The sequence below is a fragment of the Pseudomonas sp. MYb185 genome (assembly GCF_002979975.1).
Taxonomy (GTDB): domain Bacteria; phylum Pseudomonadota; class Gammaproteobacteria; order Pseudomonadales; family Pseudomonadaceae; genus Halopseudomonas.
This window is the reverse complement of the sequence record NZ_PCQD01000003.1, coordinates 100,803-127,330: the sequence shown is the minus strand read 5'-3', so window position 1 is coordinate 127,330 and position 26,528 is coordinate 100,803. Positions and strand designations below refer to the sequence as shown.

The following is a 26,528-nucleotide window of genomic DNA, read 5'->3' as shown; positions in this document are numbered from 1 at the left end:
CCTTTCGGCTCCAGATCAAGAGATATGACCATGCACAACGCCAGTCACCACGAGATGCGCAACGCCTTCCGTGCTCTGCTTGCCAGCTCCAGCTGCTTCCACACTGCCTCGGTGTTCGATCCCCTGTCGGCCCGCATCGCCGCCGACCTGGGATTCGAAGTTGGTATCCTCGGTGGCTCGGTTGCCTCCCTGCAGGTGCTGGCCGCCCCGGACCTGGCCCTGATCACGCTCAGCGAGTTTGCCGAACAGGCGACCCGTATCGGCCGCGTGGCGCGCCTGCCGGTGATCGCTGATGCCGACCACGGCTACGGCAACGCCCTCAACGCCATGCGTACGGTGATCGAACTGGAGCGTGCCGGGGTTGCCGCGCTGACGCTGGAAGATACGCTGCTGCCGGCCCAGTTCGGCCGCAAGTCGTATGACCTGATCAGCGTCGAGGAGGGTGTCGGCAAGTTGCAGGCGGCCCGGCAAGCGCGCAATGACAACGCGCTGGCGATCATCGCTCGCACCCACGCCGGGGTGCAGTCGCTGCCTGAGGTCATTCAGCGCACCCGTGCCTACCAGGAGGCGGGCGCCGATGGCATCTGCCTGGTCGGGGTGGAGGACTTCAGCCACCTGGAAGCCATCGCCGAGGACCTGCGCATACCGCTGATGCTGGTCACCTACGGTAATCCGCAGTTGCGCGACGATGCGCGTCTGGCCGGCCTGGGCGTGCGCATCGTGGTGAATGGACACGGCGCCTACTTCGCGGCGATCAAGGCGACCTACGACAGCCTGCGCGAGCAACGCGGCATCGCCATCGGCAACGGCCTCAGCGCCTCGGAACTGGCGACCAGGTACACCTGCCCCGATGAGTACATTGCCTGGGCAGGGCAATACATGGATGTGAAGGAGTGATCAGGCCGGGGATCATTCAGGGTGGGGTTGTGGCGAACGCCTCGGCCAGATAATCGATCATCACCCGTACCTTGGCCGGCGGCCTGCGGTCGGGTGGATAGAGCACATGAATACCGCCCAGCGCCACCACCGGCTTGTCCAGCTCCAGCAGCACCAGCTCGCCCCGCTGCAATGCCTCGCCGACGATGAAGTGTGGCTGATAGATGATGCCCTGTCCGGCCACCGCGGCGGCCAGCAGGGCATCGCCATTGTTGGCCAGCAGATCGCCATTGACCGGCACGCGCAGCTCACCCTGGCTACCGAAGGCCCAGTGCCGACTGTCCTGCATGGCCGATAGCGTATAACTCAGGCAGTTGTGCTGGGCCAGCTCGCCGACCGTGCGCGGCACGCCACGGCGGTCCAGGTAATCCGCAGCGGCGCACACCATCATGCAGCTGTCGCCCAGTTGCCGGCTCTGCAGGGGGCTGTCGGCCAACCGACCGATACGGATCGCCAGATCCCAGCTGCCAGCGATCAGGTCCAGTTGCGCATCGCTCAGACCCAGCTCGACCTTGACCTCCGGATGCCGATGACTGAAGGCCGGAATCAGTGGCGCAACGAAGCGGCTGCCAAAGGACAACGGCACATTCATGCGCAGCAAGCCACTGGCCTTGACCCGTTGCGAGGTGGCCGCCGCTTCGGCTTCGTCGATCTCGGGCAGGATGCGCTGGCAGGCTTCCAGATAGTTGCTGCCTGCCTCGGTCAGGCTCAAGCGGCGGGTCGTGCGGTGGAACAGCTTGACCCCCAGTCGCGCCTCGAGCGCATTCACATGCTTGGTCGCCATGGCCGGGGACATGCCCAGATGACGAGCGGCGGCGGACAGGCTGCCGGCACTGGCAGCGCGGACAAAAACGCGCATGCTGGTTACGCGATCCATGGAGTACTTCCTACTATTGGTAACAAGTGTTAGTGCATTCTAGTCGGTTCTCTTACTGGGAGGTGGTATCCATACTGTTCAGCATGACATCGTTAGAGGGTATTCACATGCACAGTGACAAGCGGGCCAATGCCAGCCATGACACCCGCCAGCCGGTACTCTTCATCCCCCACGGTGGCGGACCGTGTTTCTTCATGGACTGGAATCCGGCCGATACCTGGCAGGGCATGGCCAGCTTTCTCAAGGGCGTGGCGGCCACGCTGCCGCAGCGCCCGCGGGCCATCGTCCTGGTTTCGGCGCATTGGCTGGAGCCGCAGTTCAGCGTGACCGGGCATGCCCGGCCCGAACTGATCTATGACTATTACGGCTTCCCGCCGCACACCTACGAGCTGACCTATCCGGCGCCCGGCGAGCCGCAACTGGCGGAGCAGGTGGCCCGCCTGCTGAACGCTGAGGGGATGCCGGCGCAGGTGAATGCCGAGCGCGGCTTCGACCACGGGGTATTCATTCCGCTGAAGTTGATGTTCCCGGCAGCGGATATCCCGGTGATCCAGTTGTCGCTGCGCCGGGACATGGAGCCGCAGGCACACCTGCAGGCCGGTCGCGCGCTGGCCGCGCTGCGGGATGAGAACGTGCTGATCGTGGGCAGCGGCATGAGCTTTCACAATATGCGCGCCTACGGCGATAGCCGCTTCTCGGCCATCTCCGATGAATTCGACGGGTGGCTGACCCATGCGGTGCAAAGCCCGGCGGCAGAGCGTGAACGCCTGTTGCAGGACTGGGCCAGCGCGCCCCAGGCCCGCCTCTGCCACCCGCCGGGTGGTGAAGAGCACCTGATTCCGCTGCTGGTGGCCGCCGGTGCGGGGGGTGAAGTAGCGGGTCAACGTATCTATTCGGAGCGGGTCATGCAGACCACGCTTTCCGCCTATCGCTTCGGCTGAAAGCCGACAACCAGCAGGAGACCACAGCATGATTATTGATCTTTCAGGTAAAACCGCCATCGTCACCGGCTCCACCGGGGGTATTGGCCTGGCGATTGCCACTGGTCTGGCCCGCGCTGGCGCCCAGGTGACCCTGGTCGGTCGTGAGCAGGCGCGGGTTGATGCGGCCGTGGCGCAGGTGCGCAGCGCCGCTGGCCGGGATGATGCCCAGGGCGTGGTCTGTGACCCCGGCACTGCAGCGGGTTGCGAGGCGTTGATTGCCGCGCAGCCGCAGGCGGATATCCTGATCAACAACCTGGGCATCTATGGCGCGCGGGAGTTCTTCGATATCGACGACACGCTGTGGGAGCAGTTCTTCCAGGTCAACGTACTCAGCGGTGTGCGCCTGGCCCGGCATTATGCCCAGGGTATGCGTGAGCGTGGCTGGGGCCGGATCCAGTTCATTTCCAGCGAGTCGGCGTTGAACATCCCCACCGAGATGGTGCACTACGGCGTCAGCAAGACCGCGCTGCAGGGCCTGTCCCGTGGCCTGGCCAAGGTACTGGCGGGCACCGGCGTGACGGTCAATACCATCTTGCCGGGGCCGACCCGTACCGAGGGTGCGATTCAGATGATGGCGGATCTGGCTGCCGAGCGCGGCGTATCCGTCGACGAGATGGAAGCCCTGTTCCTCAAGGAGAATCGCCCCTCGACATTGCTGCAGCGCTTCGCCAGTCCCGAGGAGGTGGCCAACCTCTGCGTCTACGCCGCTTCGCCCCAGGCCAGCGCCACGACCGGCTCGGCACTGCGGGTCGAAGGCGGTATCGTGGAAAGCATTGCCTGATAGACGGGACGGGTGATGCCCGCAGTCATCACACATATTCGGATACACATGCCGGAGCGGCTGATGAACCGCTTGTGCAAACATGGTGGCAATGGGTCTCCCGCCGGCCTTGGGGAGCAGCGGCGCAGTAGCGCACTCTGAGCATGGCGGATTGAAAACGAGGAGCAGGACATGAAGGGTGATTCAAAAGAACGTTACGGCAGTATTTCCCGGTTTTTCCACTGGGCAATGGCCTTGCTGATCGGTTGGCAGGTGCTGAAATTCTTCGACCGCATCAACGACGGCGAGCACTGGGTCGGCCAGACCCTGGTGCCCTGGCATATTTCCATAGGAACACTGCTGTTGGTGCTGGTGTTGCTGCGCATCATCTGGGCAGCGAAACAGAAGGACCGTCGTCCCGAGCAGGACCCGGCCACAGCGCTGCTGGTCAAGGCCGGCCACTTCCTGTTGTACGCGGGCATGCTCATGATGCCGATCACAGGCCTCCTCTACATGATCGGCAACGGCTATGGCTGGACCCCTTTCGGCGTTCAACTGGTCGCCAGGGGTGGCGAGATTCCCTGGATGGCGAGTATCGGCAGCCTGCATTCGCCGATCGCCTGGTTGCTGCTGGTGATGATCGTCGGCCATATCGGAATCGCCCTGCTGCACCATTTCGTGAAGAAGGATGGTGTGCTGCGGCGCATGGTCTGACCGAGCGGATCGTTGCGCCCCCTTCCGGGGGCGCAACGCATTCAGCAGCCAGCCCGGGAGTCAGGCTTCAGTGATCGGCTCGTCCACCTTGGCGGCGCCGGTCGGGGTGCGCGTGGCCAGCACCTGGTCGATACGGTAGCTGTCCACGTCCACCACCTCGAAGGTATATCCGCCCCAGGTCACGCTGTCGGTACGTCGCGGTACCCGGCGCAGCATGGTCATCAGGAAGCCGGCGATGGTTTCGTAGCCTTCCTCGTGGGGAATATGCTCGATCTCCAATGCCCGGCGCACGTCCTGGATCGGCGTGATACCGTCGATCAGCCAGGAGTTGTCGTCCCGGCGCACGATCTGCTCCTCGTACCACGGCGGTACCAGGTCGCCCATCACGATGCTCATCACATCGTTCACGGTGATCAGTCCCACCACCAGACTGTACTCATTGACGATCAGCGCGAAATCCTCGCCGGCCAGGCGAAACTGCTTGAGTAGTTCGGCCAGCGTCAACCGGTCCGGCACCACCAGCGGTTTGTGCAGCAGGGCCGGGTCGCCGAGGGAAATCGGCTCGTTATGCAGCACCCGCTTGAACAGATCCTTCATCGACACGTAGCCGATGATGTGGTCGATGTCGCCATCGCACACCGGGTAGGCGGAATGCGGGGCGTCGGCGATGCGCGTGCGGATCAGGGCATCGGAGTCGTCGACCAGGAAATAGACGATTTCATCCCGGTTGCTCATCGCGCTGGGCAGGGTGCGGGTATCCAGCTCGAAGATGTTCTCGATGGCCTGCTGCTCACCGGGTGCCAGCAGGCCGGAGCGTGCCCCGGCCTCGGTCATGGCCAGGATGTCCTCAGGGGTGATGCTGTCATCGCGGCGGGCGGGCAGATGCAGCAGGTTGATCAGCGCGCTGACCAGCCGCGAGTAGAACCACACCAGCGGATGCAGCAGCAGATTGAGCAACCGCATCGGGCCGACGGAGAACATCGCCAGCGGTTCCGGCATGGCCATGGCCACCTGTTTGGGAATCAGGTCGGTGGCGATGATGAACAACGAAGTGAGCACGATGAACGACATCGCGAAGCCCAGCGTGGTGGCGAGCCCGGGTTCCAGCAGCATGGCGAATAGCTGACTGAACAGCGGCGTTAGAAAGCGTTCGCCGACGATGCCACCGAGGATCGCCAGGGCGTTGATCGAGATCTGTACTACGGTCAGGTAGTTGCCGGGATTTTTCTGCACACCGATTACCCGCAGCGCGGCAGCGCTGCCCCCATCGGCCAGCTTGCGCAATTTCAGCGGACGCGAGGCGGCCAGGGCTATCTCGGCGATGGAGAAGAACGCACCGAACAGGATGATCAGCGCGAGTAACAGCAGGCTTTGAGTGAAGCTCATGACAATCTATGCAATGGGGATAATCCCGGCAGATTAGCACGCCTAGGGCCGCACGCGCAGTGCAACCGGGCCGGGACGCTGGATAAACCCGCTGGCCGAGCGGCCCGAGTGGGTCAATAATGGGGCATATCCCAACCCGGCGTAGCTCAACCATCTCCAGCGAGGCTCCTCCTTGGCTTCCAGTCTGCTCGCACTGCTCGATGATATTGCCACCTTGCTTGACGATGTATCCCTGATGAGCAAGGTGGCGGCCAAGAAAACCGCCGGGGTCCTGGGTGATGATCTGGCACTCAATGCCCAGCAGGTGTCCGGGGTCACGGCTGACCGGGAGTTGCCGGTGGTCTGGGCCGTGGCCAAGGGCTCGTTTCGCAACAAGCTGATCCTGGTGCCGGCCGCCTTGCTGATCAGCGCCCTTATCCCCTGGCTGATCACCCCGCTGCTGATGTGCGGCGGTGCCTTCCTCTGTTACGAGGGCTTCGAGAAGCTGGCTCATCGCTTCCTGCATGATGATACCGAGCGCCGCCAGCAGAAGCTGGAGGCGCTTTCCAACCCTTCGATAGATATCGTCAGCTACGAAAGGAAGAAGATCGGCGGTGCGGTGCGCACCGACTTTATCCTCTCGGCGGAAATCATCGCCATCACCCTGGGCACCGTCGCCGCGGTGGCCTTCACTACCCAGGTGCTGGTCCTGATCATCGTTGCCGTGGCGGTGACTATCGGGGTCTACGGCCTGGTGGCAGGCATCGTCAAGCTCGATGACCTGGGCCTGCTGCTGCACAAGCGTGACAGCAGCACCAGCCAGCGCATTGGCAGCGGCATTCTCTGGCTGGCGCCGTGGCTGATGAAAACCCTGTCGGTGGTTGGCACCGCGGCCATGTTCCTGGTCGGCGGTGGCATTCTCACCCATGGCTTCCATGCCATCAGCCACTGGATCGAGGACACCGCCGAACACACGCTGGAGCTACCCTGGATCGGCTCGGTGCTGGGTGGCCTGATGCCGACGCTGATGTCGGCCGCCTTCGGGATCCTTGCTGGTGGGCTGATCTTTGCGGTGGTAACGGTGGGAGGACGGTTGTTCAGCAAGGAGACTGCTGGTCCTGAATAAATCCTGAACGACGGGCTTTTTGCTGTGTCGCATGCATAGGTATGTGTTCATTGCAGGAGACAAGCATGAAACCCCAGACTTGGCTGATTTTGGCCGCGGCATTGTCCATTGGCGCGGCCCAGGCTGCATCGCAGGACGTCACCATCAACCTGGTCGATGCCGAAGGCGCGCAGCAGGACATCGGCACCATCACCATCAGCGAAACCGACCACGGCCTGTTGTTTACCCCCGCGCTGACTTCCTTGCCAGCAGGGGTACACGGTTTTCATGTGCACCAGAACGGCAGCTGCGACCCCGCGGAGAAGGACGGCAAGATGAGTGCCGCCGAAGCAGCGGGCGGTCATTACGATCCGGAGCAGACCGGCAAGCATCTGGGCCCCTATGCCGATGGTCATCTCGGCGATCTGCCGGCGCTGTATGTGAACGCCGATGGCTCGGCGGACTATCCGGTGCTGGCGCCGCGGATCAGCAAGCTCGCCGATATCCAGGGTCGCGCATTGATGATTCATGCCGGCGGTGACAACCATGCGGACCACCCCGAACCGCTGGGCGGTGGCGGCAGCCGTGTGGCCTGTGGGGTGATCTGATAACTGCGCGGGGCGCCTCGCGTCCCGCTGCACACGGGAGGCCGGTATGCATCTCGAAGGTTCATGTCACTGTGGCGCGGTGCACTTCAGTCTGGACAGCGCCCAGCCCTATCCCTACCAGCGCTGTTATTGCTCAATCTGCCGCAAGACCCAGGGCGGTGGCGGCTATGCCGTGAATATCGGTGGTGACGCGGGCAGCCTGCAAGTCAGCGGGCGCGAGTCGATCTCCGTCTACCATGCGCGGATGCGCCAGCCGGATGGCAGCGTGGAGATCAGTAGCGGCGAGCGGCACTTCTGCCGCGAGTGCGGCAGTGCGCTATGGGTCTACAGCCCGGAATGGCCGGAACTGGTGCACCCCTTCGCCTCGGCGATCGATACGGAGCTGCCGAGACCGCCGCAGTACACCCACCTGATGCTGGGCTCCAAGGCCGGTTGGGTGGAAGTGCAGGTCGCAGCGGGAGATCGCCAGTTCGATGGCTATCCGGAGGAGTCGCTGGCCGAGTGGCATGAGCGGCTGCGGTTGACCCGCTGAGGGTTTCCCCTGGGGTGTAGCGCGCCTGCGCTACGCCGGGGGCCCGGTGGTTGCTGGGGACTGCCGTCGAGCAGGCGCTCGACAACCCATGTCAATGCAATACCAAGCGCTTCATCCAGTCCAGCAACACCATCGGCAGCAGTTCCGGGCGTGGCAGCAGCGCGTACTGGTGGGCGCCGAAGATGCGGGGCAGGTAGGCTGACGCGTGGCGGTCGATGGTCAGGCAGAACGTCGAGACGCCCTGCAGGGTGGCTTCGGTAACGGCCTGGCGCATGTCTTCGACGCCGTATTGTCCCTCGTAGATGTCCTTGTCGTTCGGCTTGCCGTCGGACAATACCAGCAGCAGCCGGTGGCTGGCCGGTTGTCGCAGCAGGTCGCTGCTGGCGTGGCGGATGGCGGCGCCGGCGCGGGTGTAATGTTCCGGCTCCAGGGAGCTGATGCGCAGCGCCACGTCGTTGCTGAAGCCCTCCTCGAAGGACTTGATCTGGCGCACGATCACCGCATCCGGCCCCTCCCCGGAGAAGGCCTGCACCGACCAGGGCTCGCCCATGCCGTCCAGGGCGATGCTCACCAGCAGCAGCGCCTCGCGTTCGACATCGATGATGCGACGGTTGGCCGATACCCAGCTGTCGGTCGAGCCGCTGATGTCGATCAGCAGGGTGACGGCCAGATCCCGTTCGGCGGTGCGACGACTCTGGTACAGCGCCTCGGACAAGGCACCGCCGGCGCGAAAATCGGTGTAGCTGTCGATATAGGCCTGCAGATCGATATCATCGCCATCCAGTTGCTTGCGCCGGGTGATGCGCTGGGCGCTGAGCATTTCGAAGCGGCGGCGGATCTGGTTGAGCAGTGCGCGATGGGTCTGCAGGGTGGCGTCCACCCACTGTTGCGAGCCTGGCAGGTTGGGCAGCACATGCAATGTCGTGCCGGGCTGGCGGTAGGCCTGGATGCGGTAGTCCCATTCCGGATAACGCAATCCCCGCTGCTCGCGGATGGCGGTTTTCAGCTGCATGGCGGTATTGGTATCTGGCGGGTCATCGGAGATCAGCACTTCCTTCGGTCGCCCAGGGGTCGATACCAGTCGTGCTTCGGGCAGCTCGGAGAGCATGTCGCCGTATTCATCGGCGCTGATATCCTCGTCCCGGTCCACCGGTCGGTTCAGGCCCAGCGGGTCTTCGGCATGCTGGTGCGGCTCGTCGGCCTGCACCATGAAGATGCCTGCATCGGCCTGGTCTTCCTCGTCCTCCTTCGCCTTGCGTACCTCGGGACGGCGCAGCAGTCTGGCGCTGCGGGTTGGCATGGCGTTGGGCTCAGGCGTGTCCGCTGGGTCGCTGGCGGGCAGTTCGCTGCTGTCGGTGGCCAGGGGCGGGCGCAGTTCTCCGGTCCACCAGTCCTTGAGCAGCGGTGCGGTCCCAGCGGCGCGGTCCTGTCCTGCCAGGCCGAGTTGGCGCAGCAGGTCTGCGGCAAGTTGCGCCGATTGCTGGGCTGAGGAGCTGGGTGGTAGCGCCTCCGCAAGCATGCCGGCCGGTGCCTGCAACAGCTGCCGCAGCAGTTTCTCCAGCGGCTGGCGGGCGTGGGAGAAGGTGTTCAGGGGTGGCCGTCGCTGCAATGCATGCTGGCGCAGCCGGGTGAGACTGGCGCCGATGCCGGGCAGGGCCTGCAGTAGATCGGCATCCGCCGCCCAGGCCTCCAGCAGCAGGTAGGCATCGGCCAGCAGCTCCGGCCAGGCTGGGTCGAGCGACTCGGCACTGCCACGCCGGGCGCGCATCGCCTGCTGCAGCGCCATCACCCGGTACAGCTCGTTCCCCTGCTCGATCTGCTGGATACCGGAATCGGCTGGCAGCCACAGCCGCTGACCATTGGTAGCCGGCACCGGCTGCTGCAGCCAGGGAAACTGACTGCGCCGGAACAGCCGCGATAGCAGGGTCGGACGTGGCGGTAGCTGGGCGATACGGATCGGATAGCTACGCCCGGTCAATGCGGTGATCAGCAGATCGAGGCGTGGGGCAATGTCCACCAGCAGTGCTGTGGGTGGGGCTGCGGGTGGTGGGCGATAACGCAGCCACAGCTTGCGCGCATAGATGGTCGCGTGGCGCGCCGCGTCACTGACCAGCTCCTCTGCTTCAGCCATGGCTGGGCCTAGACAAAGGTGGCGTCGACCAGGTCGCGCAGGGCGCCGACCATCGAGGGCTCGTCGGACAATGGCGAGACGATGGCCGCATAGCAGGCTTCGCGCAGGTCGATGCCGGAGACCATCAGCGCCCCGGCGGCAATCAGCAGACGGGTGCTGGGCACCTCGGCCAGGCCGCGGTCGCGCAGGTGTCGGATGCGCCCGGCCAGGGCCACCAGGCCGTTGGCGGTGGCCGGGTCGATGCCGCTCTCGTGCTGCACGATACGCGCTTCATGCTCGGCTGCCGGAAAATCCAGATCCATGGCGACGAAGCGCTGCCGGGTGCTGGGCTTGAGGTCCTTGAGCATGCGCTGGTAGCCGGGGTTGTAGGACACCACCAGTTGGAAGCCGGGTGCGGCCAGAAGGGTTTCGCCGGTCTTGTCGATCGGCAGCATGCGCCTGTGATCGGTCAGGGCATGCAGTACCACCACGGTGTCCTGACGCGCCTCCACCACCTCATCCAGATAGCAGATGGCGCCCTCGCGTACGGCGCGGGTCAGCGGTCCGTCCTGCCAGACGGTGCCATTGTGCTGGATCAGGAAGCGCCCGATCAGGTCGCTGGCGGCCAGATCGTCATGGCAGGGAATGGTGATCAGCGGTCGGTTCAGCTTCCAGGCCATGTATTCGATGAAGCGCGTCTTGCCGCAACCGGTCGGCCCCTTGAGCATCACCGCCAGGTTGCGTGCATGGCACTGTTCGAACAACCTGACCTCGTTGCCGGAGGGGTGATACCAGGGCTCGTCTGCAGCCTGGCGAGCCAGACTGTGTACCGCTTCACCGGCTCCCACCTCAGACCACCCGTCCAACGGCAACCTCGTTGTCGGTCACGTCCGGCTCGCTGACCTCGAAGCGCGGTCGGTAGCGGAAGAAGTCGAAGATATACAGCCCGACCCCGGTGGCGAACAGCGTGCCGCAGATGATCAGCATGACGAAATGGATCTGGATCTTCAGCTGGGCGTCCAGATACCCCATGCCCATGATGCGTTCCAGGTACACCTGGCCGATACCGGCGGTGGCGAAGGACAGCGTCATGCCGAACATGCCACCCAGTTGCAGCCAGAATGCCCAATAGCCGATCGAGCTGCCCCGTTCAGTGCGGCCATGGGTCAGCGATGGCAGGGCGTAGCTGATCATCGCCAGCACGATCATCGCATAGGCGCCATAGAAGGCGGCGTGCCCGTGCATGGCGGTGATCAGGGTGCCATGGGTCCATTTGTTGACACTCGGCCAGGTGTGCGCCAGCCCCAGCAGGCCGGCCCCGAACAGGGTGAAGATGGCGCTGCCCAGGGTCCAGTGCAGGGCCAGCACGTTGGGGTGTGACAGGCCCGAGCGGCGCATGGCGCCATAGGCGTACACCGCCATGCCGACGATCGCCAGTGGTTCCAGCGCGCTGAAGAATCCGCCGATCGGCAGCCAGTAGTAGGGTACGCCGACCCAGTAGTAATGGTGCGCGGTGCCGAGGATACCGGCCAAAAATACCAGCCCGACGATCACGTACAGCCACTTCTCCATGACCTCGCGGTCGGCCCCGGACAGGCGGATCAGCAGATAGGCGAGAAAGGCGCCCATGATCATCATCCACACCCCCTCGACCCACAGGTGGATGGTCCACCAGCGGTAGAAGATCGACACCGTGTAGTTCTCGTAATGCAGCAGCGCCGGAAAGAACAGCACCGCCGAGCTGACCAGGCCCAGTACCAGCACTCCTTCGGTGGTAGTGAAGCGGCCGGATTTCCTGATCGTCATGCCGATGTTGTAGAGAAAGATCAGCATGCAGATGACGATCACGATCTTGTGCGGCAGTGGCTGTTCCAGCAACTTGTTGCCGGTGCCGTAGCGGAACAGGTAACCGATGACCGCGGTCACGCCCATCAGCGTCCACAGGATCAGCTGAATGTAGGCCAGCTTGACGCTGTGCAGCTCGGTGCGTGATTCATCGGGTATCAGCCAGTAGGTGGCACCCATGAAGCCGGTCAACACCCAGACGATCAACAGGTTGGTATGGATCACCTTGGTTACGTCGAAGGGCAGGATGTACAGCAGCGGATCGGGCCCCAGGTACTTGGTCGCCGACAGCAGACCGAACACCAGTTGCAGGCCGAACAGCACCATTGCCACGGCGAAGTACCAATAGGCGACTGACTGGGACTTGTAGCGCATTGTCGTTCTCCGTCAAATCCGCATTTATTTGAGCGTGGCAAGGAAGGCGACCAACTGCTCGATTTCTTCTTCGCTCAGGCTCTCACCGTAGGTATTCGGCATGAAGGACACGCCGTTGGCCGAGTACATGCCACCGCTACTGAGGTGGGCGCTGGGCTCGACAATGGACTCTCTCAGATAGCCTTCGATATCGCTGGCCTGGCCCCGATAGTCGTCCGCCCCCACCAGCAATTCGGCACGGGTAGCCACGCCCGCCAGGCTGGGGCCGGCCCCATCGGCGCCGGGTGCCAGCGAATGGCAGGCGACACAGCCGGGCACCGCGGTACGGAACACGTTTTCACCCAGGGCGCGGATATCGTTGTCCGGGCTCACCGGGCGCACGCCGACCGAGGTCGATCCGCTCTGCACAGTGGCCACATCGCCGGCGCCCCCGGAGCCGGCCACCGCGGTAAATCCACCGGTGACCAGAATCGGCCGCGGCGGCCAGCCCTGGTTGTCGACCTTGCTGACCCAGTCGAGGAACTGGATCAGGTCAGTGATCTCCTCCTCGCTGAGGTTCTGCTGCGGCATCAGCCGGCGGTGGCGTTGCTCATCATAGAACTGGGAGGGATCGCGCATATAGGCCTGCAGGTAGGCCTCGCCGCGGTGCTGGGTGATCTTGGTCAGGTCGGGAGCGTAATAGGCGCCCTCGCCGAACAGGGTGTGGCAATTGATGCAGTTGTACTTGTGCCACACGTCCTTGCCGTGGGTGACCTGCGGGGTGATGGCGTCGGCATTGGTCAGCTTGGGAAACTGGCGATGACTGTCGAGCGTCAGCCCAAGGAACACGACGGCGGCCACGATGGTCGAGGCCCATGCGAAGATTCTGGCTTGCCTGTTGTTCATGGTTGCGCCTCGTCAGACATTAATGCCTGTCCAGTGCAAAACGGTCATGGTGAACGCATAAAGGGCGGCGATCAGCATCAATGCGAGAACGACAAAACTCAGGATGCGTACCGGCTTGTACAGGTTTTTCAACTGCATACCGTGTCCTCCCTGATCAGGGTGTCATGTTCGGCTTATGTCGAATGCCCTTACAGGATAGACGGTATTTCCGATTTTGCAGGTCGGTATGCAACAGGCAAGCGCAGCAGTGGTCGGCGGCTGGTGTCAGTCGCGGTAGAACACCTGTACTAGATGCCAGCCGAACTGGGTCTTGACCGGCCCGTGGATGACCTTCAGCGGTTTCTTGAAGATGATCTGGTCGATGGCGCGCACCATCTGCCCGGGCCGCACCTCGCCCAGATCCCCGCCACGCTTGCGCGAGGGGCAGGTGGAATGCTTGCGGGCCAGCATGTCGAATGCCGCACCCGCGGCCAGCTGTTGCTTCAATTGCGCAGCTTCGGCTTCGGTCTTGACCAGAATGTGGCGTGCCATGGCGACAGGCATGGGGGAGTTCCTCGCTGGGCCGTCAGTCCTGGATATCGCTGGTGCGCTGCATGGCCTTGTTCGACAGGCGCAAGCCGCGCAGGCTGCGCTTGACGTTCTTCAGGTGGTTGACCAGCTCTGGTCCGCGACGCATGGCCATGCCCATGGCCAGCACATCGATTACCACCAGGTGGGCGATACGGGATGACAGCGGAGTGTAGATATCGGTATCTTCAGTGACATCGATGGGAATGTGGATGCGCCCCAGCTCGGCCAGCGGCGTATTACTCGGGCACAGGCTGATCAGCGTGGCGCCGGCTTCCACCACCAACGACGCGGAGTGCAGCAGGTCCTTGGTCCGCCCGGTCTGGGAAATGGCTACGGCCACATCATAGGGTCCCAGGGTGACCGCCGACATGGCCTGCATGTGCGGGTCGGAGTAGGCGGCGGTGGATACCTGCAGGCGGAAGAACTTGTGCTGGGCATCGCTGGCTACCGCACCGGAGGCGCCGAAGCCGTAGAACTCCACCCGGCGGGCCTCGGCCATGGCCAGGATGGCCTGCTCCATGGCATCGGCATCCAGACGTTCGCGCACGTCTATCAGGGTGGCCAGGGTGGTATCGAAGATCTTCTGCGACAGGTCGGCAATGCTGTCGTCCTCGCTGATCGAGAACTGCCCGAAGCTGGCGCCGGCCGCCAGGCTCTGCGCCAGCTTGAGTTTCAGATCCTGGAAGCCGCTACAGCCGATGGCCCGACAGAAGCGCACGATGGTGGGCTCGCTGACGCCGACCTCACGGGCCAGGTCGGCCATCGACGAGTGCATCACCTGTGCGGCGTTGGTGAGAACGTGGTCGGCAACCTTCAGCTCCGACTTGCGGAGTGTCTGGCGGTTACCGGCGATATGCTGGAGCAAGTTCACGTGGGCTTCATGATAGTCTGCGGTACGGGAGTCGTGATGTTGTGTAGTTATACTACAAAAACCTCCTGCCCGCTTTTCCAAGGAGAACTTTAAGTGTCTGTGCGATACGGTAATGCCTGCGATATCGTGGTTTTCGGCGGCACGGGGGACCTGGCCATGCGCAAGCTGCTGCCGGCCCTGTTCTATCTGCACCGCGATCGCCATCTGCACCCGGACACCCGCATCCTGTCGCTGGCCCGCGCCCGGCACGATACCGACGACTATCGCAAGCTGGTACGCCGGCACGTCAGCCAACACGTGGCCAAGGCCGATTTCGATGATGCGAGCTGGGCCAGCTTTGCCGAGCGGCTCGATTACATGGTCCTGAACGTCAGCCAGCGTACCGAATTCGCCAATCTGGCCAAACGGCTGGGTGATCACCCCGGGCGGGTGCGGGTGTTCTATCTGGCGACGTTGCCGGACCTGTTCGCGCCGGCGGCGCTGCACCTGCATTCGGCCGGTCTGGTGAATGCCGAGGCGCGCATCGTGCTGGAGAAGCCGCTGGGCGAAAGCCTGCGCACCGCCAATCAGATCAACGACTGCATCAGCAGCGTATTCGACGAGTCCCGGGTGTTTCGTATCGACCACTTCCTCGGCAAGGAAGCGGTACAGAATCTCCTGGCGCTGCGCTTCGGCAATGCGCTGTTCGAGCCGCTATGGCGCAACGGGCATATCGACCATGTGCAGATCAGCGTGCTGGAAACCGTGGGTGTGGAAAACCGCGGTGCCTATTACGACCGGGCCGGGGCCATGCGCGACATGCTGCAGAACCACCTGTTGCAGCTGCTGTGCCTGGTAGCCATGGAAGCGCCGGTGCACTTCGAGCCGGAGGCGGTACGCAACGAAAAGCTCAAGATCCTCGAAGCCCTGCGGCCGATCACCGGCATGGATGTGCAGGACCAGACCGTGCGCGGGCAGTACTCCAAGGGCAAGCGTGCCGGGGAAGTGCTGCCGGCCTACTATTTCGAGAAAAGCGTCGATCACGACAGCAATACCGAAACCTTCGTCGCGCTCAAGGCCGAGATCGACAACTGGCGTTGGGCCGGCGTGCCCTTCTATCTGCGTACCGGCAAGTCCCTGGCGCAGCGCAAGTCGGAAATCGTCATCCAGTTCAAATCCGTGCCGCATCGGCTGTTTCCCGGCAATACCCCGGTCGGCAACCGCCTGGTGATCCGCCTGCAGCCCGATGAAAGCATCAGCCTGTCGCTGATGGCCAAGTCCCCGGGGCGTGGCATGGCGCTGCAGGAGGTGGACCTGGACCTGCACTTCGACGAGGCCTTCAAGCGCCGGCGCTGGGATGCCTACGAGCGGCTGCTGCTGGATGTGATCCAGGGGGATGCCACGCTGTTCATGCGCCGCGACGAGATCGAGGCAGCCTGGCGCTGGGTGGACCCGATCATCCGTGGCTGGCGCGAGGTCTATCGCTCACCGAAACGCTACGCCGCCGGCAGCTGGGGCCCAGAGGCGGCGGACAGCCTGCTCGAGCGCGCCGGGCATGTCTGGTTCGACGAGCGTTAGGGAGGGGGCAGCACCGAGGATACCGACATACGCCACCCCTAGGGCGTGGGCATGGATAACTTGCCGCTCCCCTGGCGCTGTTGCAGCAGCCGGGTGAAGGCCTCGGCCGAGACCGGCTTGCTGACCAGATAGCCCTGTACTTCATCGCAACCCTGGTTGCGCAGGAACACCAGCTGGCTTTCCTTTTCCACGCCTTCGGCCACCACCCGCAGGTTCATGCTGTGGGCCATGGCCACGATGGCCCGTACGATGGCCGCATCGCGGGGCTGCTCATCCAGTTCGCCGATGAAGCTGCGGTCGATCTTCAGGCTGTGGATGGGAAAACGCTTGAGGTAGGCCAGCGACGAATAGCCGGTACCGAAGTCATCCACCGACAACTCCACCCCCAACTGCTGCAGCGCGGCGATATTCTCCGCCACGGTTTCGCTGTGTTCCAGCAGCATGCTCTCGGTCAGTTCCAGCTCCAGCAGGCTGGCGGGCAGTGCAGTCTGCTGCAGGATCGTGGCTACCTCGGCGGCGAAGCGCGGCTGGCGCAACTGCTGGACCGACATGTTGACCGCCACCCGTATCGGTGCCGGACCGTCGTGCAGCCAGTGGCTGGCCTGCTGGCAGGCCTGGCGCAGCACCAGCTCGCCAAGCGGCAGGATCAGGCCGGTCTCCTCGGCCATGGCGATGAACTCCGCCGGTGCCAGCATGCCGCGGGTCGGATGCTGCCAGCGTACCAGTGCCTCGGCGCTGCCGATGCTGTTGGACGCCAGATGCAGCTTGGGCTGGTACTGGATCTGCAGCTGGTCTTCGGTGATCGCCTTGCGTAGTTCGTTTTCCAGGCGCAGGCGATCGATATTGCGTGTCGGCAGATCCGCGGAATAGAACTGGAAGCAATTGCCGCCCAGGTGCTTGGCATGCTGCATGGCCTGATTGGCCTGGTTGATCAGCTGCAGGCTGTTGCGCGCCGCATCGGGGAAGTGACTGATGCCGATGGAAGCGGAAACGATCAGCTCGTTGCTGCCAATCTGGATCGGCTCGCCGAGTACCTTCAGCAGGCGGCTGGCCAGCTCCGCCAGGGCGGTGGAGGGCAGATCCTGCTTCACCACCACGAACTCATCGGCGGACAGACGCGCCAGGATGAAGGCATTGGGCAGCATCTGGTTCAGACGGTCGGCCACCTGGCACAGCAGTGCATCGGCCTGGACATGGCCCAGGGTGTCGTTGATGTACTTGAAACGGTCCAGGTCGATGTGCAGCAGGGCCAGTCCGTGGCCCTGGGCGCGGGCCTGCCCGGTGGCCTCGGCCAGCTTGCGGGTGAACTGGCTGCGGTTGGCCAGATGGGTCAGCGGATCGTGATCGGTGAGATAGCGCAGCTGTTCCTCGGTCTTGCGGCTGATGGTCTGGTCGGCGAAGAAGCCCACATAGTGCGTTATTTCGCCCTGCTCATCGCGCACCACCGCCAATTGCAGCCACTGCGGGTAGCGTTCGCCACTGCGCCTCTGCTCGATCACCTCGCCCTCCCAACGGTCATGGTTGCGCAGCGCTGCATGCAGGCGGGCATAGGTATCGAGCGTTGCCGGGTCGTTGCTTCTGCTCAGCAAGGAGGTGCCGATCACATCCTGGGCGGGGTAGCCGGTGATCACGCTGAATGCCTGGTTCACCGCCAGCACCTTCTGCTGCGGATCGAGGATGAAGATACCGTCGGAGGTGGCCTCGAACACCGTTGCCGCCAGACGCTCCTGCTCATGCTGGTGCCGGCGGGCGGTGATGTCGCGGCGGGTGCCGATCATGCGCAGCGCGCGGCGGGCGCCGTCACGTTCCACCGCGCGGCCATTGTCCTCGACCCAGACCCAGCGCCCATCCTGATGCTTGACGCGGTATTCGACGCAGTAGGGCGTGGCATGCTTGAAATGGCTGATCAACGCATCGCGTACGCGCTCGACATCATCCGGATGCACCCGCGGCTTGAGCCCGCCGGTCATGGTCAACTGGGTCTCGGGCAGGCCGAAGATCTCCAGCAGGTGGGAGTGGTGCACGATGTCGGTGCGCAGATCCCAGTCCCACAGACCCAGCGCACTGGCCTCCAGCGCCATGCTCAGGCGAGCCTGGGTCTGCTGCAACTCGGTAGTGCGCTGGGCGACCCGATGCTCCAGCGCATCATGGCTGTTGCGCAATTGCTGCTCGGCCTGCCGGCGGTGCTGGATTTCCCCGCTCAGCTGGATGTTCAGCGCCTCGGCCTGCTGACGCGCCTCATCCAGGCGGTACAACAGCGCCTCGTTGCGCCGGTTGCTGCGCAGGGTATGGGTGACCGAGCGGTTGATGAAGGCCGCGGCCAGCAGTATGCAACTGAACAGGGTGACGCCCATCAGGCCCCAGTAGGGGCTGCTGCTGTCGTCCTGCAGCAGCAGGAACACGGTCGGCAGCAGCCAGCTCGGCAGGGCGAAGGTCAGGAAGGCGCTGAAACGGTGCGCGTAGATGATGCTTACGCACAGCACCACGCCGCTGGTGACGGCATAGGCGCTGGCCTGCAGGTTGAAGGTATCCACGGGTACCAGCAGGATATGCACCAGCCCCATGGCCAGCCCGGACATGGCATTACCGATATAGAAGGTTGCCAGCCAGTGTGGTTGCAGACGCTGTTCGGCACTGCAGCGATAATAGCAGCGGGCCAGGCGGATGCGCAGCAGCGTCAGCAGGCAGACCACCACCAGCCAGCTCAGCGCCAGCGGGTGTGACGCATGCTCCCAGACCAGCGCGGTGACCACGCCGGCGGCGAGCATGACCAGCCACTGTGGCAGGCGGGAATATTCGAATAGCAGATCGCGCTGATGCAGGCGCTGGCTGGCCACGGCGTCCAGGCGTTTTCCACTGGGGCTCATGCTACCGCGCACCCGCGTCGCTGCGTGATATCCGTTGTTGTCATGCCTCTTCCATGTGCGTAGCGATCCGTCGGCAAACCATACACCAGAGCGCCGATCCGGCACAGCCCCAACCGGGTACAAATGCGCGGCGGACCGGTTGCAGTCTCTGTTCCTTTCGGCTTGGCCTGGGGCACGGTAGAATGCTGCCGATGGATATCTCTCATTTGCTCAATTCGCTCAACGACGCCCAGCGCCAGGCGGTCACCGCCACCCCCGGCCAGCAACTGGTGCTGGCTGGCGCCGGCTCCGGCAAGACCCGGGTGCTGGTACACCGTATCGCCTGGCTGGTGGAGGTGGAAAAGGCCTCGCCCTGGAGCATCCTCTCGGTCACCTTCACCAACAAGGCGGCTGCCGAGATGCGCCAGCGCATCGAGCAACTGCTCGGCATCTCGCCCCAGGGCATGTGGGTCGGCACCTTCCACGGCCTGGCCCATCGCCTGCTGCGCGCCCACTGGCGCGAGGCCGGTCTGGCCGAGCAATTCCAGATTCTCGACAGCGACGACCAGCTGCGGCTGGTCAAGCGGGTGATCCGCGAGCTGGGGCTGGACGAGAACCAGTGGGCGCCGCGCCAGGCGCAGTGGTGGATCAACGGCCAGAAGGACGAGGGCCTGCGCCCGCAGCATATCCAGGCTGCCGGTGACCTGTTCCTGACCACCATGCTGCGCATCTACCAGGCCTACGAGGAGGCCTGCGCCCGCGCCGGGGTGGTCGATTTCGCCGAACTGCTGCTGCGTTCGCTGGAATTGTGGCGCGACAACCAGCCGCTGCGTGAACAATACCAGGCGCGCTTCCGCCACCTGCTGGTCGACGAGTTCCAGGATACCAACGCGGTGCAGTACGCCTGGCTGCGACTGATTGCCGGCAACAGCCCGAGCCTGATGGTGGTCGGCGACGACGACCAGTCGATCTACGGCTGGCGCGGCGCGCGCATCGAGAACATCCAGCAGTTCCAGCAGGACTACCCGGCTGCCGAGCTGATCCGCCTGGAACAGAACTACCGTTCCACCGCCACCATCCTCAAGGCCGCCAACGCTCTGATCACCCATAATGCCGGGCGCATGGGCAAGGAACTGTGGACCGACGGTAACGATGGCGAAGCCATTGCCCTGTATGCCGGCTTCAACGAGCAGGATGAAGCGCGCTTCATCGTCGACCGTATCAGCGAGGCGGTCGGTGAGGGGCTGAGCCGCAGCGAGATCGCCATCCTCTATCGCTCCAACGCCCAGTCCCGGGTGCTGGAGGAGGCCCTGTTGCGCGCCGCCATCCCCTATCGTATCTATGGTGGCCAGCGCTTCTTCGAGCGGGCCGAGATCAAGAACGCCATGGCCTACATGCGCCTGATCGCCAACCGTGGTGATGACGGCGCGCTGGAACGCATCATCAACGTGCCGACCCGCGGCATCGGCGACAAGACCGTCGAGGCCCTGCGTCAGCACGCCCGCCAGCAGGACGTCTCGCTGTGGCAGGCCGGTTGCGACCTGCTCGACAACAAGGGCCTGCCGGGTCGCGCCGCCAACGCCGTGCAGACCTTCATGCAATTGATCGAGCAACTCGCCGAGCGGGTCGAGGGCGTGCCGTTGTACAGCATGGCCCAGCAGGTCATCGAACACAGTGGCCTGCTGGCCTTCCACGAGAATGAGAAGGGCGAGAAGGCCCAGGCCCGGGTGGAAAACCTCGAGGAACTGGTCTCCGCTGCCCGCGCCTTCGAGAACGACATGGCCGACGAGGAGGAAGACGGCGATACCCTGCTGGCCTTCCTCGCCCACGCCTCACTGGAAGCCGGTGAAACCCAGGCCGACCGTTTCGAGGACAGCGTCCAGCTGATGACCCTGCACAGTGCCAAGGGTCTGGAATTCCCGCTGGTGTTCCTCGCGGGCATGGAGGAGGGGCTGTTCCCGCACAAGATGAGCCTGGAAGAACCGGGCCGCCTGGAAGAGGAACGCCGCCTGGCCTACGTCGGCATCACCCGTGCCATGCAGCAGTTGATCATCACCTGGGCGGAAACCCGCCGGCTGTACGGCAGCGAAACCTTCAACAAGGTCTCGCGCTTCGTTCGCGAAGTGCCCGCCGAGCTGATCCGCGAGGTGCGCCTGGGCAACACGGTCAGCCGTCCCTTCGGTCCCGCCAAGGGCAAGGGCAGCATGTTCGCCCAGGAAGCCACCGAGAGCACCGGCTTCGCCCTCGGCCAGCGGGTCATGCACTCGCTGTTCGGCGAGGGCGTGGTGCTCAACTACGAGGGCCAGGGCGCCCAGGCACGCATCCAGGTGAACTTCGATGATGAAGGCAGCAAGTGGCTGATGGTGAGTTACGCCAAGCTGGAGGCGATCTAACGCTTCCTATACACCGATCCTGCGACAGGTACGGGGCCGAGTTCCAGCTCGGCCAGCCGTGCATTCTGCAGCCCCGGCGGGGTGTAGCGCCCCGGTGCTACGCCTGCGGACGGGCCGTCGAGCCTCATCTTGACTCACCGCGCTGCCGGTACTTGACCCAGATCAGCTCCATGTTGCGGGAACTGACCTAATCTGTAGTGGATTCTGTGCAATACAGAAGGCTGTTCCCTATCCACTGTCAGGAGCGACTCCCATGGCTGAGATGATGAGGGCGGCAATATTTGTCGAGCCCGGACGTATCGAACTGGCTGACAAGCCCATCCCCGACGTCGGTCCCAACGACGCGCTGATTCGCATTACCACGACCACCATCTGCGGCACGGATATCCATATTCTCAAGGGTGAATATCCCGTGGCCAAGGGTTTGACCGTCGGTCATGAGCCGGTGGGCGTGATCGAGAAACTCGGCAGCGCCGTGCAAGGCTACCAGGAAGGCCAGCGCGTGATTGCCGGGGCCATCTGCCCGAACTTCAATTCCTATGCCGCCCAGGATGGGGTGGCATCGCAGGATGGCAGCTATCTGACCGCCGATGGCCGCTGTGGCTGTCATGGCTACAAGGCCACCGCTGGCTGGCGCTTCGGCAACCTGATCGATGGTACCCAGGCCGAGTACGTGCTGGTGCCCGATGCCCAGGCCAACCTGGCGCCGATCCCCGATGGCCTGACCGATGAGCAGGTGCTGATGTGCCCGGACATCATGTCCACCGGCTTCAAGGGCGCGGAAAATGCCAATATCCGCATCGGTGATACCGTGGTGATCTTCGCCCAGGGCCCGATCGGCCTGTGCGCCACCGCTGGCGCGCGGCTGCTGGGTGCGACCACCATCATCGCGGTGGACGGCAATGACCACCGTCTCGGCATCGCCCAGCAGTTGGGTGCCGATATCACCCTAAACTTCCGTAACGGCGATGTGGTCGAGGAGGTGATGAAGCTCACCGGCGGGCGTGGCGCGGACTCGTCCATCGAAGCCCTGGGTACCCAGCAGACCTTCAGTCAGTCGCTGCAGGTACTCAAACCCGGCGGCACATTGTCCAGTCTGGGGGTGTACTCCGAGGATCTGAGCATTCCGCTGGGTGCCTTTGCCGCTGGGCTGGGCGATCACCGCATCAACACCGCACTCTGTCCCGGCGGCAAGGAACGCATGCGCCGGTTGATGAACGTAGTGGCGTCCAGCCGGCTGGACCTGGGGGTGCTGGTGACCCACGAGTACGGTCTGGACAAGATCGTCGACGCCTATGACCTGTTCGCCAACCAGCGCGATGGTGTGCTCAAGGTTGCCATCAAGCCGTGAGTGGTAGGTGGGGCCGCTCGCATCGACCCCCACCTGAGTTCGACTAGCGAACCTTGGCCGCCAGCGCGCCGGGGGTCATGCCCAGTTGCTGGCGAAAGGCGGCGATGAAGGCCGAGGTGGAGTCGTAGCCGCAGGCCAGGGCCACATCGGTCACGCTGTGGCCCTGGTCCAGCAGCGGCAGGGCATGCAGCAGGCGTAGCCGCTGGTACCAGGCGCGAAAGCTGATACCGGTTTCACGCAGGAATATCCGCGACAGGGTCTTTTCCGAGAGACCCAGCTCGCGGCTCCAGTGCTGCAGGCTGACGCTGTGCTCCGGGTTGCGATACAGCCGTTCACAGGGGGCTTGCAGCCGCGGGTCGCTTGGCCAAGGCAGGAACAGGCCGGTTTGCGGCGCCACCCGCAATTGATCCAGCAGCACCTCGACCAGCCGAGCATCCGGGCCATCGATCGCGTACTCGGCCGGCACCTCGCCAAAGGCGCTGATCAGCTCGCGCAGCAGCGGGGTGATTTCCAGCACCACGCAGTGATCCTCCGCCCACTCCACCACGTGCGGCTCCAGATACAGGCTGCGCATCTCGGTGCGCGGTGAGCTGAGCACGGCATGGGGTACATCCGGCGGCACCAGGATCGCCCGCTGCGGTGGGGCAAGAAAGCGCCCGCTGGCGGTGTGCACCGACAGCACACCATGGGTGGCATAGGACAGCTGGGCCCAGGGATGGCTGTGCCAGTCGGTGGCTGCCGGCCGCGACAGCGACTCGACCCGGGCGAACAGCGGACGGGGCAGATGCTGCATCTGTGGTACCGGACGGTGGACGGGACTGTTGTGTCCGTTTCTCGACATTGAGGGCCCTGATCGCGTTAGCCAGAAAGTTTGCCCGACAGTAGACTCAAGCGTCCATCAGCGCAAGCTGCCTGTTGCCCAAGGAGATCGTTGCCATGGCTCGCCCTCGTTTTATTCCCGACAACTTCACCCTCTGTCTGATCGCCGTGATGGTGGCGGCGAGCGTGCTGCCGGTCCGGGATCAGGTGGCGGTAGTGTTCGGCTGGATCACCAACCTGGCGATTGCGCTGCTGTTCTTCATGCACGGCGCCAAGCTGTCGCGCGAAGCGATCTGGGCCGGTGCCACCCATTGGCGCCTGCACCTGGTGGTATTCAGTTGTACCTTCATCATGTTCCCGCTGCTCGGGCTGGCACTCAAGCCAGTGCTGGCACCGATGATGGGGCATGAGCTGTACCTGGGCATGCTGTTCCTGTGTGCCTTGCCGGCCACGGTGCAATCGGCGATTGCCTTTACCTCCCTGGCCCGGGGCAACGTCGCGGCGGCGGTGTGCAGCGCGGCCACCTCGAGCCTGCTGGGTATCTTCGTCACCCCGCTGCTGGTCATGCTGCTGCTCGGTGCCGATGCCGGCAGCGGCGACACCCTGGGCGCGATCGGCCAGATCACCGTGCAGCTGCTGTTGCCGTTCATCGCCGGGCAGATCGCCCGCCGCTGGATCGGTAGCTGGGTCGAACAGAACAAGACCTGGCTGAAGAACGTGGATCAGGGCTCCATCCTGCTGGTGGTCTACGGCGCGTTCAGCGCGGCGGTGGTCGAAGGGTTGTGGCACAGCATCCCGCTGTTGCAACTGGGTGGCCTGGTGGTGGCCTGCTGCATACTGCTGGCGGTGGTACTGCTGCTGGTCGAGATGCTGGCGCGGCGGATGGGGTTCAGTATCGAGGATCGCATCACCATCCTGTTCGCCGGCTCGAAGAAGAGCCTGGCCACCGGCGTACCCATGGCCCAGGTGCTGTTCGTCGGCGGCTCCATGGGCGCGATGATCCTGCCGCTGATGGTGTTCCACCAGATCCAGTTGATGGTCTGCGCGGTGCTGGCCGAGCGTTATGCCCGCCGCCCCGAAGCGCCGGAGGCGGCGGTGGAAAGCACCTGACAGCGATGCCGGGGCAGGCTCGCGGTGGTCTGCCCTTCCGTCATCCTCCGTACGCTACTATTTGCCTATCGAATGGTTATCATGCTCAGTGCATAGTGCCCGCGTCAGCGTCGGGTCGAGAGGTATACATTGGTAAAGGCGACTACGGAACTGCATCAACTCGATAGATCATTGGTCTGGTCGGGGTTCAAGCAACTGGCGCCGATTTCCCTGTTCGTGATCGTCTTCGGCGCCGCTTTCGGGCTGGCCGCAGCGCAGGTCGGGTTGAGTGACTCGACCATCATCGGCATGAGCACGCTGGTATTTGCCGGCGCCTCCCAGTTCGCGGTGCTGGATCTGTGGGGCACGCAGATGCCGCTGTTCACCATGATGCTCACGGTGTTCGCCATCAACGCCCGCCACCTGCTGATGGGCGCCACCCTGTATCCCTGGCTGCGCCACCTGCCAGCGCCGCAGCGCTATGGCGTGATGTTGACCGCATCGGATGCCAACTGGGCCATGTCCATGCAGGCATTCAGTCGCGGCGAGCCGGGGTTGGGGTTGCTGTTGGGCGGTGGTCTGGCGCTCTGGTCGTTCTGGATAGTCGGCACCTGGCTTGGCATCCATTTTGGCAACGCCATCAGTGATCCGGCGAGCCTGGGTCTGGATATGGTCATGGGCTGCTTCCTGCTGGCCATGGTGGTGGGCGGCGAAAGAAACCTGCGGATGCTGGTCATCTGGAGCATTGCCGCCATCGCTTCGCTGTTGGCGTACTGGTACCTGCCGGAAAACAGCCATGTCGTGGTGGGCGCGCTGGCGGGCGGCATGGCCGGCATGATCCGCGGGGGCAAGCAGCGATGAACATCAGCACCACAGGTACCGGGGCGCTGGTCATCGTCCTGGTCATGGCCCTGGTGACACTGGCAACCCGCTGGGGTGGGGTGTATGTGATGTCCTTCGTGCCCATCAGTGACCGGGTGACGCGGTTCATTCAGGCCATGTCCGGGTCGGTGCTGGTGGCACTGCTCGCGCCCCTGGCGGTCAGTGGGGACAATGGGGCACGGCTGGCGTTGCTGACCACCGCAACCATCATGCTGCTGCTGCGCAAACCCTTGCCCGCCATCGCTGCTGGCATAGTCGCAGCGGCGTTGGTCAGGCATTTCTAGGCGGTGTATTGCTTTCACCGGCTGACCGGCTATGGTATCTGCCACCTGTAAAATCTTTTCAAATCAGAGAGATAAAGATGGCCTTCAGCTTCGACCAGCTTTACCAGGCGTGCCAGAGCGAGTGGGACGCCTATATTCAGCATGACTTCGTCCGGCAACTGGGCGACGGCACCCTGGCCGCCGATGCCTTCCGTCACTACCTGAAGCAGGACTATCTGTTCCTTATCCAGTTCGCCCGCGCCTTCGCCCTGGCCGCCTACAAAAGCCCCACCCTGGAGGACCTGCGCCAGGCCAAGGCCGGCCTGGAGGCGATAGTGGATCTGGAGCTGGGGCTGCACATCCAGTACTGCCAGCAGTGGGGTATTTCCGAGCAGGAGCTGCAGGCGCTGCCCGAGGCCCGCGCGACCATGGCCTACACCCGCTACGTGCTGGATACCGGCAACCGCGGCGACCTGCTGGACCTGCACGTGGCGCTGGCCCCCTGCCTGGTGGGTTATGGGCAGGTCGCCCAATGGCTGAACAGCCGCAGTGAAACCCAGCGCGGGGAAAACAACCCCTACGAGGCCTGGATCAGCATGTACGAAAGCGAGGAATTCCAGAACGCCACCGCCGCGGAAATCGACTGGCTGAACCGCGAACTGGCGGATGTCTCACCACGCCGTTTCGAGCAATTGGTGCGCATCTTCCGTGATGCTACCCGGCTGGAGATTGATTTCTGGGATATGGGGTTGAATCAGCGGATGTGAGTCACGGGGACTGAGCTGCTTGCGC

The 26,528-nt window shown here is 63.9% G+C and carries 25 protein-coding genes; 14 read left to right on the top strand and 11 right to left on the bottom strand.

Annotated features, from left to right (window positions below; all coding sequences use genetic code 11):
- The first annotated feature begins 30 nt into the window (after window positions 1-30).
- Window positions 31-897, top strand: a complete 867-nt coding sequence (locus tag CQ007_RS05495) for an oxaloacetate decarboxylase (RefSeq protein WP_105643962.1) — start codon at window positions 31-33, stop codon at window positions 895-897.
- 16 nt (window positions 898-913) lie between these two features.
- On the opposite strand, the gene CQ007_RS05490 is transcribed toward CQ007_RS05495, so the two are convergent.
- The gene (locus tag CQ007_RS05490; RefSeq protein ID WP_105643960.1) at window positions 914-1,813 is read right to left on the bottom strand and encodes a LysR family transcriptional regulator; all 900 of its coding nucleotides are present in this window, start codon (window positions 1,811-1,813) and stop codon (window positions 914-916) included.
- A gap of 107 nt (window positions 1,814-1,920) precedes the next feature.
- On the opposite strand from CQ007_RS05490, the gene CQ007_RS05485 reads away from it, so the two are divergent.
- From CQ007_RS05485 to CQ007_RS05475, 3 genes are all read left to right on the top strand, one after another.
- Window positions 1,921-2,754 (top strand): class III extradiol ring-cleavage dioxygenase, encoded by an 834-nt coding sequence (locus CQ007_RS05485; RefSeq protein ID WP_105643958.1) that lies wholly within the window; start codon window positions 1,921-1,923, stop codon window positions 2,752-2,754.
- Between the two features lie 28 nt (window positions 2,755-2,782).
- The gene (locus CQ007_RS05480) at window positions 2,783-3,577 is read left to right on the top strand and encodes an SDR family NAD(P)-dependent oxidoreductase (protein ID WP_105643956.1); all 795 of its coding nucleotides are present in this window, start codon (window positions 2,783-2,785) and stop codon (window positions 3,575-3,577) included.
- 171 nt (window positions 3,578-3,748) lie between these two features.
- Window positions 3,749-4,270: a cytochrome b gene (locus CQ007_RS05475; protein WP_105643954.1), complete on the top strand. Its 522-nt coding sequence runs from the start codon at window positions 3,749-3,751 to the stop codon at window positions 4,268-4,270.
- Between the two features lie 60 nt (window positions 4,271-4,330).
- Here the strand turns inward: CQ007_RS05475 and CQ007_RS05470 are convergent, their stop codons facing one another.
- Window positions 4,331-5,656: a hemolysin family protein gene (locus CQ007_RS05470; RefSeq protein ID WP_105643952.1), complete on the bottom strand. Its 1,326-nt coding sequence runs from the start codon at window positions 5,654-5,656 to the stop codon at window positions 4,331-4,333.
- Window positions 5,657-5,828: 172 nt separating this feature from the next.
- On the opposite strand from CQ007_RS05470, the gene CQ007_RS05465 reads away from it, so the two are divergent.
- The 3 genes from CQ007_RS05465 (at window position 5,829) to CQ007_RS05455 (ending at window position 7,880) form a co-directional block, all read left to right on the top strand.
- Window positions 5,829-6,761: a DUF808 domain-containing protein gene (locus CQ007_RS05465; protein WP_105643950.1), complete on the top strand. Its 933-nt coding sequence runs from the start codon at window positions 5,829-5,831 to the stop codon at window positions 6,759-6,761.
- A gap of 65 nt (window positions 6,762-6,826) precedes the next feature.
- A complete protein-coding gene (gene sodC, locus CQ007_RS05460) occupies window positions 6,827-7,348 on the top strand; it encodes a superoxide dismutase family protein (protein WP_105643948.1) in 522 nt (173 codons plus the stop codon).
- A gap of 46 nt (window positions 7,349-7,394) precedes the next feature.
- A complete protein-coding gene (locus CQ007_RS05455) occupies window positions 7,395-7,880 on the top strand; it encodes a GFA family protein (RefSeq protein WP_105643946.1) in 486 nt (161 codons plus the stop codon).
- A gap of 91 nt (window positions 7,881-7,971) precedes the next feature.
- On the opposite strand, the gene CQ007_RS05450 is transcribed toward CQ007_RS05455, so the two are convergent.
- From CQ007_RS05450 to hexR, 7 genes are all read right to left on the bottom strand, one after another.
- A complete protein-coding gene (locus CQ007_RS05450; RefSeq protein ID WP_105643944.1) occupies window positions 7,972-10,011 on the bottom strand; it encodes a nitric oxide reductase activation protein NorD in 2,040 nt (679 codons plus the stop codon).
- A gap of 8 nt (window positions 10,012-10,019) precedes the next feature.
- A complete protein-coding gene (locus CQ007_RS05445) occupies window positions 10,020-10,838 on the bottom strand; it encodes a CbbQ/NirQ/NorQ/GpvN family protein (RefSeq protein WP_256582211.1) in 819 nt (272 codons plus the stop codon).
- A gap of 1 nt (window position 10,839) precedes the next feature.
- On the bottom strand, window positions 10,840-12,210 hold the full coding sequence (locus CQ007_RS05440) for a cbb3-type cytochrome c oxidase subunit I (protein WP_105643942.1): 1,371 nt from the start codon (window positions 12,208-12,210) through the stop codon (window positions 10,840-10,842).
- A 24-nt stretch (window positions 12,211-12,234) separates the two neighbouring features.
- Entirely contained in the window at window positions 12,235-13,095 is an 861-nt protein-coding gene (locus CQ007_RS05435) for a c-type cytochrome (RefSeq protein ID WP_105643940.1), read from the bottom strand.
- Between the two features lie 12 nt (window positions 13,096-13,107).
- Entirely contained in the window at window positions 13,108-13,233 is a 126-nt protein-coding gene (locus CQ007_RS19170; protein WP_256582210.1) for a hypothetical protein, read from the bottom strand.
- Window positions 13,234-13,359: 126 nt separating this feature from the next.
- A complete protein-coding gene (locus CQ007_RS05430; RefSeq protein ID WP_105643938.1) occupies window positions 13,360-13,638 on the bottom strand; it encodes a peptidylprolyl isomerase in 279 nt (92 codons plus the stop codon).
- Window positions 13,639-13,660: 22 nt separating this feature from the next.
- Window positions 13,661-14,536 (bottom strand): transcriptional regulator HexR, encoded by an 876-nt coding sequence (hexR, locus tag CQ007_RS05425; protein ID WP_105643936.1) that lies wholly within the window; start codon window positions 14,534-14,536, stop codon window positions 13,661-13,663.
- Window positions 14,537-14,629: 93 nt separating this feature from the next.
- Between hexR and zwf the strand changes: the two genes are divergently transcribed.
- Window positions 14,630-16,093 carry a glucose-6-phosphate dehydrogenase gene (zwf, locus tag CQ007_RS05420; RefSeq protein WP_256582209.1) on the top strand — a complete coding sequence of 488 codons (1,464 nt, stop codon included), beginning with the start codon at window positions 14,630-14,632 and terminating at the stop codon, window positions 16,091-16,093.
- Window positions 16,094-16,131: 38 nt separating this feature from the next.
- On the opposite strand, the gene CQ007_RS05415 is transcribed toward zwf, so the two are convergent.
- A complete protein-coding gene (locus tag CQ007_RS05415; RefSeq protein ID WP_105643933.1) occupies window positions 16,132-18,960 on the bottom strand; it encodes an EAL domain-containing protein in 2,829 nt (942 codons plus the stop codon).
- A gap of 191 nt (window positions 18,961-19,151) precedes the next feature.
- Here CQ007_RS05415 and uvrD point away from each other — a divergent pair, with 191 nt between their 5' ends.
- Window positions 19,152-21,332, top strand: a complete 2,181-nt coding sequence (uvrD, locus tag CQ007_RS05410) for a DNA helicase II (RefSeq protein WP_371919796.1) — start codon at window positions 19,152-19,154, stop codon at window positions 21,330-21,332.
- Between the two features lie 253 nt (window positions 21,333-21,585).
- On the top strand, window positions 21,586-22,683 hold the full coding sequence (locus CQ007_RS05405) for an NAD(P)-dependent alcohol dehydrogenase (RefSeq protein ID WP_105643931.1): 1,098 nt from the start codon (window positions 21,586-21,588) through the stop codon (window positions 22,681-22,683).
- A 43-nt stretch (window positions 22,684-22,726) separates the two neighbouring features.
- On the opposite strand, the gene CQ007_RS05400 is transcribed toward CQ007_RS05405, so the two are convergent.
- Window positions 22,727-23,524 (bottom strand): helix-turn-helix transcriptional regulator, encoded by a 798-nt coding sequence (locus tag CQ007_RS05400; RefSeq protein WP_371919795.1) that lies wholly within the window; start codon window positions 23,522-23,524, stop codon window positions 22,727-22,729.
- A gap of 95 nt (window positions 23,525-23,619) precedes the next feature.
- Between CQ007_RS05400 and CQ007_RS05395 the strand changes: the two genes are divergently transcribed.
- From CQ007_RS05395 to tenA, 4 genes are all read left to right on the top strand, one after another.
- Entirely contained in the window at window positions 23,620-24,612 is a 993-nt protein-coding gene (locus CQ007_RS05395; protein WP_105643927.1) for a bile acid:sodium symporter family protein, read from the top strand.
- A gap of 129 nt (window positions 24,613-24,741) precedes the next feature.
- Window positions 24,742-25,452 carry an AzlC family ABC transporter permease gene (locus CQ007_RS05390; RefSeq protein ID WP_105643925.1) on the top strand — a complete coding sequence of 237 codons (711 nt, stop codon included), beginning with the start codon at window positions 24,742-24,744 and terminating at the stop codon, window positions 25,450-25,452.
- The gene (locus CQ007_RS05385) at window positions 25,449-25,757 is read left to right on the top strand and encodes an AzlD family protein (protein ID WP_105643923.1); all 309 of its coding nucleotides are present in this window, start codon (window positions 25,449-25,451) and stop codon (window positions 25,755-25,757) included. The genes CQ007_RS05390 and CQ007_RS05385 overlap by 4 nt, the downstream gene beginning before the upstream one ends.
- A gap of 77 nt (window positions 25,758-25,834) precedes the next feature.
- Window positions 25,835-26,503 (top strand): thiaminase II, encoded by a 669-nt coding sequence (gene tenA / locus CQ007_RS05380; RefSeq protein WP_105643921.1) that lies wholly within the window; start codon window positions 25,835-25,837, stop codon window positions 26,501-26,503.
- Window positions 26,504-26,528 lie beyond the last annotated feature (25 nt).